Annotated in this window: 20 protein-coding genes; 12 read left to right on the top strand and 8 right to left on the bottom strand. The window is 49.1% G+C overall.

What is annotated here, in order from left to right; all coding sequences use genetic code 11:
* Window positions 1-52: 52 nt before the first annotated feature.
* Window positions 53-502 carry a DUF6232 family protein gene (locus tag ACSSVF_RS02475; protein WP_492405218.1) on the bottom strand — a complete coding sequence of 150 codons (450 nt, stop codon included), beginning with the start codon at window positions 500-502 and terminating at the stop codon, window positions 53-55.
* Between the two features lie 719 nt (window positions 503-1,221).
* Between ACSSVF_RS02475 and ACSSVF_RS02470 the strand changes: the two genes are divergently transcribed.
* Entirely contained in the window at window positions 1,222-1,473 is a 252-nt protein-coding gene (locus ACSSVF_RS02470) for a DUF3309 family protein (protein ID WP_492405217.1), read from the top strand.
* A gap of 93 nt (window positions 1,474-1,566) precedes the next feature.
* Complete coding sequence (locus ACSSVF_RS02465; RefSeq protein ID WP_492405215.1) at window positions 1,567-2,571, top strand: hypothetical protein; 1,005 nt, start codon at window positions 1,567-1,569, stop codon at window positions 2,569-2,571.
* Window positions 2,572-2,906: 335 nt separating this feature from the next.
* On the opposite strand, the gene ACSSVF_RS02460 is transcribed toward ACSSVF_RS02465, so the two are convergent.
* The 3 genes from ACSSVF_RS02460 to ACSSVF_RS02450 all read right to left on the bottom strand — a co-directional run bounded on the left by ACSSVF_RS02460 (window position 2,907) and on the right by ACSSVF_RS02450 (window position 6,695).
* Window positions 2,907-4,745, bottom strand: a complete 1,839-nt coding sequence (locus ACSSVF_RS02460; protein WP_492405213.1) for a GGDEF domain-containing protein — start codon at window positions 4,743-4,745, stop codon at window positions 2,907-2,909.
* A gap of 233 nt (window positions 4,746-4,978) precedes the next feature.
* On the bottom strand, window positions 4,979-6,160 hold the full coding sequence (locus tag ACSSVF_RS02455) for a globin domain-containing protein (RefSeq protein WP_492405212.1): 1,182 nt from the start codon (window positions 6,158-6,160) through the stop codon (window positions 4,979-4,981).
* 82 nt (window positions 6,161-6,242) lie between these two features.
* On the bottom strand, window positions 6,243-6,695 hold the full coding sequence (locus ACSSVF_RS02450; RefSeq protein ID WP_492405210.1) for an RrF2 family transcriptional regulator: 453 nt from the start codon (window positions 6,693-6,695) through the stop codon (window positions 6,243-6,245).
* A gap of 211 nt (window positions 6,696-6,906) precedes the next feature.
* On the opposite strand from ACSSVF_RS02450, the gene ACSSVF_RS02445 reads away from it, so the two are divergent.
* The 3 genes from ACSSVF_RS02445 (at window position 6,907) to ACSSVF_RS02435 (ending at window position 8,540) form a co-directional block, all read left to right on the top strand.
* Window positions 6,907-7,062, top strand: a complete 156-nt coding sequence (locus tag ACSSVF_RS02445; protein WP_379034383.1) for a DUF3309 family protein — start codon at window positions 6,907-6,909, stop codon at window positions 7,060-7,062.
* A gap of 120 nt (window positions 7,063-7,182) precedes the next feature.
* Window positions 7,183-7,542, top strand: a complete 360-nt coding sequence (locus ACSSVF_RS02440) for a PA2779 family protein (protein WP_492405208.1) — start codon at window positions 7,183-7,185, stop codon at window positions 7,540-7,542.
* 47 nt (window positions 7,543-7,589) lie between these two features.
* On the top strand, window positions 7,590-8,540 hold the full coding sequence (locus tag ACSSVF_RS02435; protein ID WP_492405206.1) for a PA2778 family cysteine peptidase: 951 nt from the start codon (window positions 7,590-7,592) through the stop codon (window positions 8,538-8,540).
* A gap of 136 nt (window positions 8,541-8,676) precedes the next feature.
* Here the strand turns inward: ACSSVF_RS02435 and ACSSVF_RS02430 are convergent, their stop codons facing one another.
* Both ACSSVF_RS02430 and ACSSVF_RS02425 read right to left on the bottom strand, forming a co-directional pair.
* A complete protein-coding gene (locus tag ACSSVF_RS02430; RefSeq protein WP_492405204.1) occupies window positions 8,677-10,269 on the bottom strand; it encodes an EAL domain-containing protein in 1,593 nt (530 codons plus the stop codon).
* A gap of 349 nt (window positions 10,270-10,618) precedes the next feature.
* Window positions 10,619-11,098, bottom strand: a complete 480-nt coding sequence (locus ACSSVF_RS02425) for a DUF421 domain-containing protein (protein ID WP_492405202.1) — start codon at window positions 11,096-11,098, stop codon at window positions 10,619-10,621.
* Window positions 11,099-11,383: 285 nt separating this feature from the next.
* On the opposite strand from ACSSVF_RS02425, the gene ACSSVF_RS02420 reads away from it, so the two are divergent.
* Both ACSSVF_RS02420 and ACSSVF_RS02415 read left to right on the top strand, forming a co-directional pair.
* Window positions 11,384-11,536: a DUF3309 family protein gene (locus ACSSVF_RS02420; RefSeq protein ID WP_492405201.1), complete on the top strand. Its 153-nt coding sequence runs from the start codon at window positions 11,384-11,386 to the stop codon at window positions 11,534-11,536.
* A gap of 2 nt (window positions 11,537-11,538) precedes the next feature.
* Window positions 11,539-11,844, top strand: coding sequence for a hypothetical protein (locus ACSSVF_RS02415; protein WP_492405200.1), 306 nt, complete (start codon window positions 11,539-11,541; stop codon window positions 11,842-11,844).
* 67 nt (window positions 11,845-11,911) lie between these two features.
* On the opposite strand, the gene ACSSVF_RS02410 is transcribed toward ACSSVF_RS02415, so the two are convergent.
* The gene (locus ACSSVF_RS02410) at window positions 11,912-12,088 is read right to left on the bottom strand and encodes a hypothetical protein (RefSeq protein WP_492405199.1); all 177 of its coding nucleotides are present in this window, start codon (window positions 12,086-12,088) and stop codon (window positions 11,912-11,914) included.
* Window positions 12,089-12,404: 316 nt separating this feature from the next.
* Here ACSSVF_RS02410 and ACSSVF_RS02405 point away from each other — a divergent pair, with 316 nt between their 5' ends.
* Both ACSSVF_RS02405 and ACSSVF_RS02400 read left to right on the top strand, forming a co-directional pair.
* Complete coding sequence (locus ACSSVF_RS02405; RefSeq protein ID WP_492405197.1) at window positions 12,405-12,632, top strand: hypothetical protein; 228 nt, start codon at window positions 12,405-12,407, stop codon at window positions 12,630-12,632.
* Between the two features lie 210 nt (window positions 12,633-12,842).
* Complete coding sequence (locus ACSSVF_RS02400) at window positions 12,843-13,013, top strand: DUF3309 family protein (RefSeq protein WP_492405195.1); 171 nt, start codon at window positions 12,843-12,845, stop codon at window positions 13,011-13,013.
* Window positions 13,014-13,057: 44 nt separating this feature from the next.
* Here ACSSVF_RS02400 and ACSSVF_RS02395 read toward each other — a convergent pair whose 3' ends face one another.
* Complete coding sequence (locus ACSSVF_RS02395) at window positions 13,058-13,285, bottom strand: hypothetical protein (protein ID WP_492405194.1); 228 nt, start codon at window positions 13,283-13,285, stop codon at window positions 13,058-13,060.
* A 281-nt stretch (window positions 13,286-13,566) separates the two neighbouring features.
* Here ACSSVF_RS02395 and ACSSVF_RS02390 point away from each other — a divergent pair, with 281 nt between their 5' ends.
* From ACSSVF_RS02390 to ACSSVF_RS02380, 3 genes are all read left to right on the top strand, one after another.
* Window positions 13,567-13,917 (top strand): hypothetical protein, encoded by a 351-nt coding sequence (locus tag ACSSVF_RS02390; RefSeq protein ID WP_492405193.1) that lies wholly within the window; start codon window positions 13,567-13,569, stop codon window positions 13,915-13,917.
* 157 nt (window positions 13,918-14,074) lie between these two features.
* Complete coding sequence (locus ACSSVF_RS02385; protein ID WP_492405191.1) at window positions 14,075-15,292, top strand: TolC family protein; 1,218 nt, start codon at window positions 14,075-14,077, stop codon at window positions 15,290-15,292.
* Between the two features lie 13 nt (window positions 15,293-15,305).
* On the top strand, window positions 15,306-16,568 hold the full coding sequence (locus tag ACSSVF_RS02380; protein ID WP_492405189.1) for an efflux RND transporter periplasmic adaptor subunit: 1,263 nt from the start codon (window positions 15,306-15,308) through the stop codon (window positions 16,566-16,568).
* Window position 16,569: the final 1 nt, after the last annotated feature.

Here is a 16,569-nt window from a genome sequence, read left to right as displayed (position 1 = left end):
CAGGCTACGGCTATAAGGTCTGCCTTAGCAGCACAGGCCCTGGCGACGGCCTTTAAGAAGCACCAAAGCTGACGTCGTTATTGTTTTCTCTAAAGGCAGTTTCAGGCGCAGCTTGCACGTTCACTACTTTTGGCAGGGCATGACGCTGCATGGCCGCATCCAGTGCATGGATCACCTTTTCGGTGAACAACCGGTCATTACTCGTCACGACACGATGTTCTCCGGCTGCGGTATGAATCAGTACTGAATATTTAGTGCCGCCAGAAACCCAGAATACCACCCCTAGTAAGACACAAAAGCCGCCCAGGGCAAATAAACTGCCTTCATCGAGCAACAATGCGACGCCGGTAAAAAACAGGATCAACGCCGCGATGCGCTTTGGTTCTACCAGGCGTGATTCGACAAAATGAATATCTGAGATGGGGTATGTTTTGCCATGCACATTTAACTGCTGGTGGCTGATTTTTATATCAGCATGATTGAACAATATATTTTCATCCATAACTTGACCTTTACTAGGTTTAAGCGGGGGAGAAGAATGGATGAATAAAACAGCAACCACTTGTAAGCCCACGCGCACTGCGTGTTACGTTAGTCAGCGAAATCAATCGCATGCTGCAGAAGTAAACAAACTACTAGGGCGCACGAGAGGGAGATTTAAAACGAATACTTTAGACAACTACTCTGATGGGAGGGCCTCACATGGCTACAAAGAGGAAGTTTTCAACAATGCTTTTTAACAGCATGAATTTCAATATACGCTCATTTTTTTAACAAACACACCATCTTTGCATATGTAAATTAAATGTCGGGAAAATGCCCGCTTTTTTTGCACAGGCAATGCAAATCAATGATTTAGCGCATGCTTTTATGGCAGGGGTGTGAAGTTCACGGCATTTTTCACGATTGGTTTCACTAATGCAATCGTGGGGCGAAGGTTTAACACATATGCCTTGCCAGCACGTCCCAAAAAAATCGGCAAACACGCAATGTGTGGATTACTTGCGTCGCTGTAACGGCGTAACAGCCAATAGCAGAAGCTTATTTCCAAAGCGTAGATCCACCCAAATTTAAGCAAGCGCAGATAGGCTGTTTTCTGCCTAAGCCTAAGACTGTCGCCCCGCGTCCGACGATTCCTACAAAAAATTCAGTATAAATGCGATGGAGCGGACGCTTTTAAATCCGCATGATTGAGCTTCATTCCACCGGGTATAAAACACAATGCCTGGCGGTGAAATGGTTGTGGTTTTTACCAGGTGTCATGCCCGCAACCAAAAGGTGCAATCTTCTTTCATTTATTTGATTTCTGGAGGGATCATGGTTGGGGATGTGTTGATCGGGCTACTTATCGTGGCTTTATTTTTTGCAATGCCAGCATGGCCGTACAACACCAAGTGGGGTTATTACCCGATTGGGATTATTGGTTCAGCACTTGTTCTATTGCTGATTTTGTCGCTGATAGGCCTGATTTAACGCTGGGCAGTTGTTCCAGTGTGATTCAGGTGCCTAAAGTGAGATGTATCAGGTTGAAAGAAAAACTTAATTATAAATTTATGGAGCTACATCATGGCACAAGCTATCTTATCCACTGACCCGTCAGCGGGTCGCACAAGTCATCTCACCAATGTGAGTACGATCAATGGCAGCGCCATTTCCTGGTCTGCCATCCTGTTGGGGGCGGTCGCTGCTGCGGTACTTTCCCTGATTCTTTTCCTGCTGGGCACTGGCCTGGGCTTATCTTCCATTTCGCCGTGGGCACATGATGGTGTGACTGCAGCGACCTTTGGTATTGCCGCCATTATCTGGATCACTGTGACGCAGGCGCTAGCCTCCGGTTTGGGTGGTTATCTGACTGGCCGATTGCGTGTCAGATGGCAAGATACTGATGCCGATGAAGTTTACTTCCGTGATACAGCGCACGGTTTTATTGCCTGGGGTATCGCCACATTGGCAACCGCTGCGCTGTTGACCAGCGTGATTGGCTCAGTGGTCAGCACTGGTGTACAGGCCACTGCGAGTGTCGCAGGTGGTGCGGCGACTGCAGGTGTGGTGGCAGCAGCGCACAGCGGCGTTGGTAAAGAAGCCGGTGATCAGGCCAATGATGCATCCGCCTATTTCGTGGATGCCTTGTTCAGATCAAATGCGGCTCCTGCGGTGACAGATTCGCCTGACCATGACCCGGCAACTGATCATCATAATCACAATGCGACACATCATCACGCAGCTGTAGGCACCAGCCAGTCTGAAGAAGTACCGATTGCTGAAGTAGGCCGTATTTTCGCGACTTCGCTGGCGAATGATGCTTTGTCAGAGGAAGATGCGAGCTATGTCGCACAACTGATTTCCCAGCACACCAACCTCACCCAGCAAGAAGCTGAAACTCGGGTGAAAGAGATTTACAACAATGTGCAGACTAAAGCTAAAGAGGCCGAAACCAAAGCCAAAGAAGCCGCAGATAAAGCACGCAAAGCTTCTGTAGGCATCACTTTGTGGTTGTTTGTTTCATTGCTGATCGGTGCATTCTCAGCCAGCCTGGCTGCTACTTGGGGTGGTCGCTGCCGTGATGCGTAATTGCCATCACCAGCCTACTTAATCTTTTATTTTTGCGGGAGATTCAACATGCGTTCATTACTACTGTTTTTCTTAGGTGTGCCTATTCCACTGATTATTTTGATTGCCTTGTTTGTCCGCTAACTGATCGATGTGCTTATGCCTGGAAACGTCAGGGATAAAGCACACGCTGAAGGCACGTAGCGATTATTTTATTGTTTAATCCGGAGGTTATATGCGCTCATTACTACTGTATTTTATTGGTATACCCATTCCAATCATTATCCTGATTGCTTTATTCGTACGCTAATTGCGTCACTCAAACAAAAAGGCGAAGCATGCTTCGCCTTTTTGCTTTAACCCCGCCGTTCGATGAACAGGCTGTTGCCCATGATTCTCTTGGCCTGTTTCTTCGCCAGGCTGACCGCGGAAGACAACTCATGCTGTGATCTGTATTTGCCGGGTTTGACTTTCACTGCGCCAATCGACAGACTGACAAACGGGTACTGCACCACTTTGCCCTGGCGGTCTTCTGCCACAATGCCACCGGCTGCTCTATGCGCTATATCATAAAATTCCGGGATATCTTTTTCCAGGCTGGCCAGTATCTGTTTGCAGCGATCCTGCCAGTTTTCACTCTGGAAGATCACAATGAAATCGTCACCGCCGATATGGCCGACAAAGTCAAAATGCTGATCGACATGATTGAGCAGTAGTTTGGCGGTGTAGCTGATGATTTCATCGCCACGGCGGAAGCCATAGATATCGTTGTAGGGTTTAAAGGTATCCAGGTCAAAATAGCAGACGCTGAATTTGCATTCGGAGGCCAACAAGCGTTCGAGCTGCTCATTGATAGGTACGTTGCCGGGTAACAGCGTGATCGGGTTTGCATAACGGGCGGCGTTGATCTGCATTTGCGTGACTTCGCGCAGCAAATCCTGCCCGCGACCTATGCCCAAATAGCGGCCGTTGTCGGTAATAATAAAGCCATTGCTAAAATGCTGCGCTTCTTCGGCGATGATGTCACTGAGTGCTTTCAGGCTCATGGATTTTTCCACGATCAGCGGATGCGCATCCATAAAGGTATCTGAACAGCGACGATTGCCGTATAGCTCGCGGCGGAAAGGCCGCGCCAGGTTATCGATCATGGCATAACGGGTAATCAGCCCGATCGGGACTTCACCATCGACTATCGGCAGCATATGGATGCTGTTGTCGGACTCGATCAGGCGCATGACTTCATTATTGGTCATGTCGGCCGGAATCGGCGGGATGTATTTCAATAACTTGTTGACGTTGGAACGGTGGTCGAGTGCCACATAGTTATTCTGGTAAAGATGCAGCGTGTTCCTCACCAGTTGTTTTTTGATCTCTGCATCAATCGACAGGATGAGCTCAGGCTCCGGTCGGCCCAGGTAATAGCCCTGGCCGAAATCAATCTTCAGGTCCTTGATAATGCAAAGTTCTTCATAGGCCTCAATCCCCTCCGCAATCACTTTGGCGCCGGAGTTTTGCGCTATTTGCTGGATAGAGCGGACAAACTCGAACTTCACCTGGTCCTGGTGAATGTTGCGGATAAAGTGCTTATCAACTTTGACATAGTCCGGCTTGAGTTCTGACCATAAACGCAAGCTGGAAAAACCTTCGCCCAGATCATCCATCGCGATCTCAAAGCCGATATTGCGGTAATACTGCACCGCCTCGCGCAGCAGGCCATAATCCATATTGCGCGTTTGTTCGGTGACTTCGATGATGATCTGCTTGGGTTCCAGCCCCAAGGTGGCCAGATAAGCCAGGGTTTCGCCTTTGTTGGGTGCGGACATCAACAGCATTTCTGGTGTACTGTTGAGGAATAACTTGCGCGTTTTGCAGGTAGCCGCATAATTTTCCAGCACAATCTGGCGGCTCAGGTGTTCCATTTCCGGCAAAAAAAGTTGTTCTTTTGCCGCATCGAACAAATCCAGTGGCGAGTGCAGGCTGGTCGCTGACGGACCGCGGATCAAGCCTTCAAAGCCATATATCTCTGCACTCTGTAATGCCACGATAGGCTGGTACACCGAAGTCAGCTTACGATTGATCAGGATATCCAGGATGACCCGCGAGTGCTCATCACGGCTGCTTTCAAATAGCCTGCGCTGATCGTCTCCCCACTTGGCACCCCAACTGTAAGCCAGGTTCGCAATTGATTGTGTCATTCTATCCATAGGTGCATTCTTTTTGAGGGCGAGCATCGCTGACTTGTTCATTGATTACAATTCACTAGCAATAACGTAACGAAAAGTAGTTAACTTAAACCGGAAACCGGTATTTCTGGCGTTTTCACAAAAGATTCAAAATTGCAGTGAATATGTTAATGCGGCAATGGAGGCGTCCAGGTCTCGGGCTGAATAAAACAAAGGCCCCGTTTGAGTCGCCTTTGTTTTGAGCGTTAGACCAATTCTTCTAATAAATCCGGCCCGAATACTTCTTTGTGAATGCTGGATGCAGCCACCCCTGACGCGACTAGGTGTTGCTTCTGCGCCTGCATGAAACTGGTTGGCCCACACATATAAATTTCTGCATTCTGGAGGATTGCCTGCGGGATATCGTCAATCGTCAGCCTGCCTTGGGCGTCCGCGGCTGCCTGGCTGGGATACAGTTTGAATGTCAACTGCGGCATCGCTTTGATCGCCTGTTCAATATCCGCTCTATGCAAGTACTCCTCAGGGGAGCGCACGGCATACAGCAAATGGACCGTATGTTGCGGGTTCACTGTGGCCAGGTGATTCAACGCAGAGATCATGGGAGTGATACCGACGCCCGCCGCCAGCATCACGATAGGCTTGTCGTGCTGTGCCTCTATCGCAAATTCACCATAAGGGTGGCTAACACTCAGGCTATCCCCAATCTTGAGATTGTCATGCAGCCAGTTGGAAACGGATTTATCTGCAGCCTGGCCAGTGAGCGGTTCTTTTTTGACCGTAATGGACAAGCTGTTTTGCCCCGGCGCATCAGACAGGCTGTATTGTCGCGGCTGGCGTTGACCATCGGCAAAAGTGATATAAACGCTGATGTATTGCCCGGGAATATAGGCAGGCACCGCAGTCTGGTTCAGCGGCTGTAACCTGAACGTTTTGGCTGTGGGGCTTTGCGTGATGATGTCTGCCACCCGCATCTGCATCAGCTCGCCCGGCGCAGTGGTTTTGCCATAAAGTTTTTTTTCTTCAGCGATCAGGGCATTGGCGAGTGCGCCATATGCTTCGGCCCAGGCGTCCAGCAGAGGAGGCGTTGCCGCGTCACCCAAGACTTCTTTGATGGCGCCTAACAGATGTGTGCCTACGATAGGGTAAAGGTCAGCAGTGATACCTAGCGACGCATGTTTATGCACAATGCGGGTAATCACCGGCGCCAACGCCGCCGGGTTCTCGAAGTTTGCCGCATAGGCAAACACCGCTGCCGCCAGTGATTGTTGCTGTATGCCATCTGCCTGATTACGCATATTGAATAGATTCAGCAGGTGCGGATGCGCCTTGAACAGGTTGGCGTAGAACACCGTGGTGATCTGGACGCCGTGCTCGCGTAACACCGGCACACTGGCTTTGATATAAGGCACTGCGGTTTCAGAAAACATATCTTTCTCCTTTATTATATTATGCATAAAAAATGCATATTTAAATGTCAAAAAAACGGGCAGGGCTGCCCGTGCATTTTTGTTACCCAACAAGTCGTATATAGTCGTACTGCAATGTTTGAATTGAACTGGTAGACCTACCCCTTAGAATGCTGGCCAGGGTGTAAGTGTTCAATGTATCGTAAAAGGTATTCAGTGCATGGCTTAGTGCCGCCTTGAGCCCGCATGCCGGGTTCAACACGCAATGCAGGGCTTCGCAATCGATCAGATGCTCAGAACCTTCCAGCAGCCTGACCAGGTCGCCTACCTTGATTTGCTCGGGCGGGCGGGCAAGTTCAATACCGCCAGTGCGTCCGCGCAGGGACCGAATATAGCCATGTTTGGTCAGGGTGGCCGACACTTTCACCAGGTGATTACGCGCCATCTTGAATTGCAGGGCAACTTCGGCCACCGTCACTGGTGGTGACTCACGGTCATTCACCGCCAGGTACATCAGCAGCCGTAAACCCAAATCTGAAAAGCGCGTAAGTTGCACAAAAATCCTTTGTCTATTTAATGTGCATTATAAATGCACATTAAATCGGGTCAAGCATATTTTCCGCTATCGGAATATTCCTACACTTAATTCAGCCATAACTGCATAGCGTGGCAAGTGGCTTGCCTGCATGATTGAGCCTCAATTAATTTAATAATTCAAAACAACATTGCTCGATTTCCGGCAATAGTTTGATGTCAAGGAGAACCTTATGCTTAGAACTGTCCTGCTTGTAATTCTGATTCTTGCCTTAATCGGCGCCTTGCCTGCCTGGCCTTATAGTTCCGGTTGGGGATATTACCCAAGTGGCGGGCTGGGACTGGTAGTGTTGATCCTGCTCATCCTTGCATTGACCGGCAGGTTGTAGGAAAACGTATTCAATTGGCTTGGATAGAAATATCTAAGCCAATTTTTATCTCTAGTTTAATTTTTTATAAGGAAGCACATCATGATCATGGCAAAACGTTTTTTAAGCGCCTTCTTGGCAATGTCAATTTTATTCACTGGCTCTATCCAGACAGTGCAGGCGGCCATGATAGCGACCGAACAAGTTGCGGAATCGGCAGTCACCGCTAAAGGTGAGCAGGACCGCGCAAAAATTGTGGATATGCTGACACGTGACGAAGTGCAATCTGCATTGGTAGCGCGCGGCATTGACCCGGTGGAAGCCAAATCCCGCGTGGCAGCACTGAATGATGATGAAGCCAATAAACTGGCGACACAATTGGATAAGGCTCCGGCTGGCGGCGGTATCATTGGTGCGATCGTGCTGGTGTTCCTGGTCTTGTTGCTGACTGATATCCTTGGTTTCACTAAAATCTTCCCGTTCACACGTTCAGTACGTTAATGCTTTATCATCTCGCAAATCACTTTGCGAGATGGAACATTAAATATATGAGCAGCATAAAAGCCAGACTGTATCGTTATTGCATGCTGGCTTTTTTGTGCCTGCTCACTGCGTGTGCCGCCACTGGCGTACGCGAAGCCACGCAAAACACCCAGCTACCGCGCCACGCCGAACTCACCCAGACCCCTTTCTTTCCGCAAGAGCAGTATCAATGTGGCCCTGCCGCTTTGGCCACCGCGTTAAACGCGGTGAGTATTGCAGTCACGCCCGATCAGCTGACGCCGGAAGTGTATGTGCCAAGCCGGCAAGGTAGCCTACAGATTGAAATGCTGGCCGCCGCCAGACGACATGGTGCCATCTCTGTACAAATCCCGCCGCAGCTCGAGGCGGTGATGCAGGAGATTGCGGCTGGCAATGTAGTGGTGGTCATGCAGAACCTGGGTTTTTCCTGGGTGCCATCGTGGCACTATGCGGTAGTGGTTGGTTACGATATGAATAAAGAGTTGGTCTGGTTGCGGTCAGGGCCTTATCAACGTCAGGAGATGTCGCTCAGCGCTTTTCAACGCACTTGGGCACGCAGCGAGCACTGGGCGTTTGTCGCATTGACTCCAGGGCAATTACCAGCCAGCGCCAGTGCGGATGATGTGGCGAAAGCGTTAGTCGCCTATGAAAGAAATGCGCCAGCCCCGGCCAAGAAAACAGCTTATCAGGCTGCCGTAAAAAAATGGCCTGATCACCTGGTATTGCTGATGGGTTTAGGCAATGCGGCTTACGCTGCCGGTGACCTGCCGCTGGCGGGCAGCAGCTTTAAAAAAGTGACTGAAGTACACCCTGAATCTGCCGCCGCCTATAATAATTTAGCCAATGTATTATTGGCGCAGAAGCGGATCACCCAAGCCGAAACGGTGGCCAAACAAGGCCTGGCGCTAGCGGAGGGAAATGAAAAGTTGAAGTCTCAAATCAACCAGACGCTGGCAGAGATCCGGCAGAAAAAGTAATTATCACCGAAGTAATCTGGAAGATAGTGGCAGTAAAAAAACGCAGCGCTGCTGCGTTTTTTTATGACGGAATTTTTTATGGCTGAACTATGGGTGGATGGAAGAGGTGTATTCAATCCGAGCATCTATCAAGATGTTAAGTATGCTTTTCCAGGTAGCTGTAAAAATCTTTGCGCTTGAGTGACTTCGAGAATAGCCAGCCTTGTACATATTTTACACCGCGCTCGCGCAGTATCTTTGCCTGCTGCTCAGTTTCAACGCCTTCGGCCACCATATCCAGTTGCAAGGTTTTTGCCATTTCAATGATATGGAAAGCGACATGGCTGGTCACGGCATCGGTGCCCACCGAGTCGACAAAGGTCTTATCTATTTTCAGGTAATCGAGCTGGAATTTGGTCAGGTAGGACAAGCTGGAGTAACCTGTCCCAAAATCATCAATCGCCACCATCACGCCACAGGCACGGATATTTTTAATGGTGGTCAGTGCCTCGTCATCATCAAGAAATCCGCGTTCGGTCACTTCAATGACAATTTGTTTGCCTTGCGCACCGGTGGTTTTTTTCAGGTGCTCTATCATCGGTAATAACTTGCCTGAACGAATATCAAGTGAAGAGATATTGATGCCGACGTGAAAGTTTTTATGCATGTTCAGTGCGGTGTGCATATCTTTCGCCACTAACTCAAATACGCGCTGGGTGATCTGGCAGATGACGCCGGAAGCTTCAGCGGCAGGGATAAAAGTGTCCGGGCTGATAAAATTATTGTCTGGAGTTTTCCAGCGGATCAACGCTTCTGCGCCTACGCATTGATTGTTCTGCAAGTTCATGATGGGCTGGTATTCCAGGTAAAATTCGTTCTTTGCCAGACCGCGTAAAATGGCTGACTTTGTCGAATAACGGGTGCGTTGCATGTAAACGAAAATGCCACCTAGCGAGATGCCCACCACCATCGCCAGCGGAATCAGGATCTGGATAAATGAAACGAGGTCGTCGTTGATATCCTTCAATGGCATTGCAGCCACTACACCGGTCAGGTTCAACTGGTTAGGCGCCATGTAGACCAGCATATGACGCTCTTTATCAATAAAAGTAAGCGCTTGCTTACCCTGATATCGCTGTAGCCATTCAGGTGCTATCTCACCTCTGGCGGTATACAGCTTGTGCGACTGGATACCGAAAATGCCGACTGATACCCCGGAATTACCCAATGCCTCTATCGCATGACTGGGGACCATTACAATGGCCCAGCCCGCTTTTTCCATCACTACCAGATGGTGATTTTGCCAATCGGAGACTTTGATATTGGCCCATAAGCGGGTGCCGTCCGGCTCTATCCTGAACGGGGTGCCCAGTGTGATGCCATCGAATACTTCTGAAATTGAGGAACATACAATCCGGTTATCTTTGACATGCGCGACTGCTTGCAGGAAAAAGCCGGAGATATTGAATTCCTGCATCTTCTGAATATGCTGTGGAGCACAGGCATCTTTTTCTGCCACATGTGAGAAATGTTTGACCACATTGGTGAACTGCGCCCGCGTAGAACTCATGCGCATTAACACGCCGTTGGTGATTTCGCGTAGGCGTTTGGTTTCTTTTGAAATGGCCTGATTCTGCGCAATCATCAGGGATAAAAAGATAGAAACAAAGGCGGTGATGATGATCAGGAGGATGGTGACTCCAGTCAGCACCCGGTTGTTACGCCACCCCATTTTTAACAGATTATTCATATTGATACACCCTTCCAGAAGCTCAGTCTTATCGCTGCGTCGGCAATTTTTTCAGCCAGTAAATATGGCCGGTTAGCGTTAAAGGACAGGCGTTTGCGATCTGGAAAAGATTAAATGCGCGCGAGATACAAGAGTGATAAACATAATTTATTTTTTTTCGTTAATGTTGTTTGGATATCGATCTTGAAGCTTTATTTAAAATAATTAAATTTATACTAATTATCTTCCATAGGGTAGTTATCGGCGCGAGTTGGCGAGTCTGTAGAGTCAGGAACGATTAAATGTTAATTTTTTTTATTTTATGGGCTGAGATGGTAAATCTGGCGGCAACCCTAATGATTGCATGTGATTAATTGTCATAGCGAATCACGCTGATCTCCCCATCCATTTCTATTTGCATTTGTTTCACTTCAGAGATGTTGCCTATGCCTTCTTCCCTGAGCTTGGCCATGATTTCATCTTTGGTGACGAATTCCTTGCGCATCTCTTTTCTTTGCAAGATGCCATTTTTAACCAATACCAGCGGTTGGGCTTCGACCATTCTCCTTACCCAGGCATATTTGAAACTGAGAAAATCAATCAACAAATTCCAGAATACCAGGACGATGATGAGCACCAGGCCATCTGAGATCGATTTGGCGTCACCACTCATGGCGTTCTGGGAGGCGTCGGCAATAATCACCACGAACAGGAAGTCACTGACGCCCACACTGCCCATGCTACGCCGCAGGATAGCCCTGAAAATAATGAACAGGAACCAGTACACCACTGATCCGCGCAGGACGATTTCCCACAGCGGGATGGTTAAGTGAAATGTTGAGAAATCCATCTGAATCGCCCCCTTAAAATGTATGCATACTCAGCGCAAGCTTGGGATGAATGCTACAAAAATACACTGGTTTACTTTGTCAGATGTGGATGAAAAGCATGTAGGAAAAGGCTGAAAGTGAGCGCTATGCTTTTGTAATCAGAGGGGATTGCTGGCGACAGCTTGTTCTCTCTCCGCGTGTCCGACCATTCCTACAGTGATTTCAGTCTCAGTGACATAACGCTTTCTGCCAACAACCTGCAAGATGATGTCGTTTTCATAGCAGATTAGTGATAGGAGAGTGTGATGTTGATTACCGTATTGTTAGTGATATTAATTCTGGCCGTGATTGGCGCTTTACCTACCTGGCCGCACAGTGCCAAATGGGGATATTACCCGAGTGGTGGTTTGGGGCTGGTGTTGCTGATCCTGATTATTGTGGCGCTGACAGGAGGTTAACCATGACAGGTGAAACTCAGATCAATCAAGCGGATCCGAATCCACAAGTTGAGAAAGACACGCTGCATACTGACGAAGTGAGCGCTCATTTACTGATCGATATTTTCGTTAACCATTTCAAACTACTGACAGGCGAGGCGCTGCTCGCAACAAAGTTGAGTAGCGTTTGGTACGACAAACAAAAGAGTCAGGAAGATCTCGTCAATGGCATTGAATATGCCAAATCACAAGAGTGGATAGTACCGCTGGATGAAGCATTCAGGCTCACAGAAGCGGGGTATAGGGTTGCTGCGACTCCCCCTGCTTAGTGAACAGGCTGAATGAAATAGTAACTTCCAGCCATCTTGCCAGTGAAGCTGGCAAGCGTGGGGGAGCTTATCCCTGGCTGTCACCTATGATGTCAGGTTGCACATCCGGTTCGGCCGGCTCCGTCGGTTGATAAGGTGTATCAGGATCAGGCTTGATCGGCTTGTGCGACTCCTCAGGGAATACCGGATGGGTGGTTTCATCAGTTGATCCGAAGAAGTGTTGTGCGATGAGTGACGGTGGCATATGTATCTCCAGTGAATGTTCACGAACGCTTTAAAGATACTTGCCTGACGCCTGCTTTTTTATCGGTGATTACCTGAAAACTTTGTCAGAATTTCTTGATGCATATGACTTTTGCGCACTAGCGTAAAAATTCCTACGCAGGTTTCTGAAACCGCCGACAGAGCGCCTCCGCATCCTCACGTAAGCTGTCTTCAAGTACTTAAATTATCATCCATCGTGATGTTATATCACCTGTCTCTGTTGTTCCTACTGAAGTAATTCCCTATAGCAATTTGAGGTATTGAACACGGCAGAGACATCATGCAAGGAGACTGCTATGTTAGAAAAAACACGATCAGAACATCCATGGATAGAACCAACAAATCTGGACGACAGGAGCGGCGAACCAGCTTCCCAGCAGACTACCATCACTGAAAAAAGGGTAAGTGAAGGGCGTGTCCGTGAAGAAAGGTTACAGACCCGTGAAGGCAAATCATGCTCACGGACTGTGAAGCAGGCGCTTGCGATCAGCCATTTGAAAGGGCGCAAGGCTGGAGAATATTAGCCTGAGTGACATCTGTCGTTACAACTCAAGCATATTAGTCATGGCATCAGTCAGATAGATTGTCTGAACTTTCCTACAAAATATTCAGCATAAATTGTATAGCGGCATTTCTTTGAGTTTGGGATGATGAATCATCATTTAACGTCAAGAGTTCAAGGCCGAATATGCCAGGTTTACTGGTAATGCCTGAATGATTTGCAGGAGAACGCCATGATTAGTACTCTGCTTATTGTGTTTGTCGTGCTGGCTGCTGTGAGCGCCGCCCGTAGTTTGCCTTATAACATTCACTGGGGTGAGTATCATTCCAGTAAAAGCATGATGGGTGTGGTGATTGCGGTCTTGATCGTCCTAGCGTTTACCGCCGGGTTTATTGAAGTTTGATTATGTTTTTACCCGCACCTGCTTGCAGGTAAATGCATCGTAACTCAATGCTCAAACAACACGTGGCCTTCACTGGCCATTTCAATGCGTTTGATATCGTAGTCACTCAGGTGAGTAAAGCCTGTAAAAGTGATTTTGGCGCTTTTATCTTTAGCCGCATCGGCAATCCTGATCAGGTCGTCAAGAGACTTGTTCGCCACACTCAGTTTAAAGCCCAGTCCGGCATGCGCGATTCTTATTAATTCATCTGTGGCAATGCTTTCAAATCGCATATTGCTATCCCTCCCCAGTGATTAATCTAAAACACGGACACTCTCATTGCTATCGCCTTGTCATTGATCGACTTCCTATTACCAAAATCTGTAGGAGGATCACAATGACACTGATAAAACCTAGCTTACACCTTTATTAATTTTTGTTAAATATCTGGCTAATAATATTTTTTAATCATGAACTTGAAAATGGTTATAAACCTGTATAACAGCCTTGTGAATTGATGAGGTATCTGTCCGTTTCTTGACTATTGCCGATGTAATTGATAAATTCAATTGGCATGCATCCATTTTTTAAAAGACTATTCGCTTTTATCGCGCTGCTTTCGCTGCTAAGCTCGTCAGCGTGGGCGGTGTCGCCACAAGTATTGGTCGATGATGTATTCGCGCCTGAAAACGCCACTGTGGTCGATGTGCATCTGCAGCAAAGCGCGCATGACAGCCGCCAGCCACATCAAGAATCCACCTGCAATCATGCCTGCCACTTTTCAGCCCATCTGCTCGGATTGATTTCGGGCGACATCGCCCATGCCATCCCGCGGCTGGATTCCGGTGCCTACAGTGTAGAAGCACTGGATCCCGTCAGTTATCCCTTCTTAAAAGGCTTGTACCGCCCGCCTATCCTCCTTTAAATCAATAGCCATTCACAGGCGTTGCTAGCGATAGCACGTCTGGACATGATTGATTTACAGAGAGGATTCCACTGTGTTTATCCCTATGAGAATGACAGGGCTGCGACGGTTTGCAGCCATTGTCGGCTTTGGCTTATGGCTTGCCATAAGTGTTTCAATGACAGCGTTACATGCTGCGCCATTAACGCTGGACCAGGCATGGCAGTTTGCCACCCGGAATAATGCCGATTTGCAGCGCCAGATTGCCAACCAAAGCATTGCTGACGGCGATTTCCAGGATGCCAAAGGGCTGCTTTACTATAACCCTGTCCTAAACCTGGATGTGCGGCAGCGTAATATTAGCCAATCGCCTGGTGCTGATACACGGCACGGTGAGTGGGGCGCTGGTATTGCGCAAACCTTTGAAATCGCTGGCCAGCAAGGCTTGCGCAGAAACGCTGCCCAGCAGAGTCAGCAGGCGGTTGCGCTGGATATCGCTGAAGAGTACCGTTTATTGCATGCACAGCTGGAAGAACAGTTCGTCAGTGTGCTTGCCATCCAGAAACGCATAGAGGTCGAGCAACGTATCCTGACGCTGATAGAGCAAAACACCGCCTTATCGCGCAAGCGCGTGCAGGCCGGCGAAGACAGCCTGCTCGATGGCAACCTGGCGGTGGTCGATACTGAGCGAGCACGCAACCAGTTAAGTGCATTGAATGAGCAACTGGTACGCGCGCGGGCGCAGCTGGCAGCGACCTTGCAGCTAGGGGAGGCCGAATTGCCAACGGTAGCTGGGGAGTTGATGCCTGCTGCCACCAGCTACACCCTCACTGATCTACTCGAAAAATTGGCGGCCAGGCCAGCCATTCAATCACTCAACATCAAAGAATCGGCGGCCAGATCACGGCTGGAGTTGCAGCAAACCCTCAAATATCCCGACCTCACCGTCAGCCTGGTCAATAGCCGCGAAGCCACCATGGCCGGCGATGACAATATCACGTCGGTAGGCCTGTCACTGCCGCTACCGTTGTTTCGCCGCAATGGCGCCGGGATAGGCCGCGCCACGGCCGAATTCACCCAGTCTGAGATCAACCGAACCGCACTCACGCGCAATGCCAAAGCCGCCATCCAGGCTGCCTGGCTACGCCGTGAAAATATCCGCGAGCGCGTCAGCCGGCTGGATAAAGAGGTTTACCCACGGCTGGAACAGAATCTGAAACTGGCAAAAATCGCCTTTGAGAATGGTGAAATCGGCTTGCCGCAATTGCTGATACTGCAACGGCAGACGGTAGATGCGCAACGCGACATCATCGATGCCCAAAAAGACATCCGGCTGGTCCAGGTTGAGCTGGAATACGTTTCGGGCTGGTTAATGCTCACCTTGCCCGCGAATTGATCAGGATAAACACATGTACAAACTATTCAAAAAACCAGTATCGCTAAAGGCTTTTAATAAGGACATAGGCACACTGATGGCAGTACTGATGCTCAGCGCATGCACTGCTGATAACAGTCCGCAATCAGGGCATAGTGAAACAGCAGTGCAAGCCAGTGCAGGGCATGAAGTAGCTGAAACCCTTACATTCACAGAGGCAGAGCTTAAGCAGTTTGGTATTTCTGTCGGCCCGGTGGCTTCACGGCCGCTGCAAGACCAGCTGACATTCACCGCCAATATCGTCGCCAACCAGAATAAACTGGCCCACGTCACGCCACGCATAGAAGGCAAGCTATCCAAAGTGATTGCCAACCTTGGTGACCAGGTGACTGCCGGGCAACGCCTGGCCGAGATCGACAGTATCCAGATGGGGGAGGCGCGTGCGCAGTACCGCAGTTCGCAAAGTGAACTGGCATTGGCGCAGGCCAACTATGAACGTATCTCGCGCTTGCATGAAGACAAAGTGGTGCCACAAAAGCAAATGATAGAGTCACAGTCTGTGCTCGAGAGAGCAAAGTCAGCGGCTTATGCAGATTCAGAACGGTTGCGCATGTATGGCGGGTTGAGTAAAGAGAATGGCTCTACTTATGTGCTGACCGCGCCGTTTGCCGGGATAGTGCTGGAAAAAAACGCGGTGATCGGCGAGCTGGCGAAAACCACAGACAGTATTTTCACTATCGCGGATATGTCTACCGTCTGGATTGAAGCCGATGTGCCGGAAAAAGACTTGAAGGATATCGCCATAGGCAAAACCGCTGCCGTGACAGTGAGCGCTTACCCGGAAGAAGTGTTTTCAGGAAAGGTCAGCTACCTGGCCAGTATGGTGGATAAAACCACGCGCACAGTGAAAGCCCGCATTGAGTTGCGCAACCCGGATCATAAATTGCGCATCGATATGTTTGCCACTGCGGTATTAAGCCATGCCGCCAGCCAGCCAGCGCTGGTGGTTCCCGCAGAGGCCATTGTGATGATACAAGGCATTCCGCATGTGTATATTGCACTGCCCCAAACCTTGCAGAAAAACGTGATACAACAAAACGCCGCGCAACAAACAACGGTGCAGCAAGAGCGCGTAGAGCAGACGACTTTTGAAGCGCGTCCGGTTGCCCTGGGACTACGGGTGAGTGCTGATGTTGAAATCAAAAGTGGTTTGCGTGAGGGCGAGCACATCGTGCAATCAGGTGTGTATGCGCTGAAAGCCAGGCAGCTTAAATCCCAGATCAGCGACGAGCATTAGG

The sequence above is a fragment of the Methylophilus sp. E2MeOHC9 genome (assembly GCF_058744375.1).
This window is presented reverse-complemented; position numbering and strand designations above follow the sequence as displayed.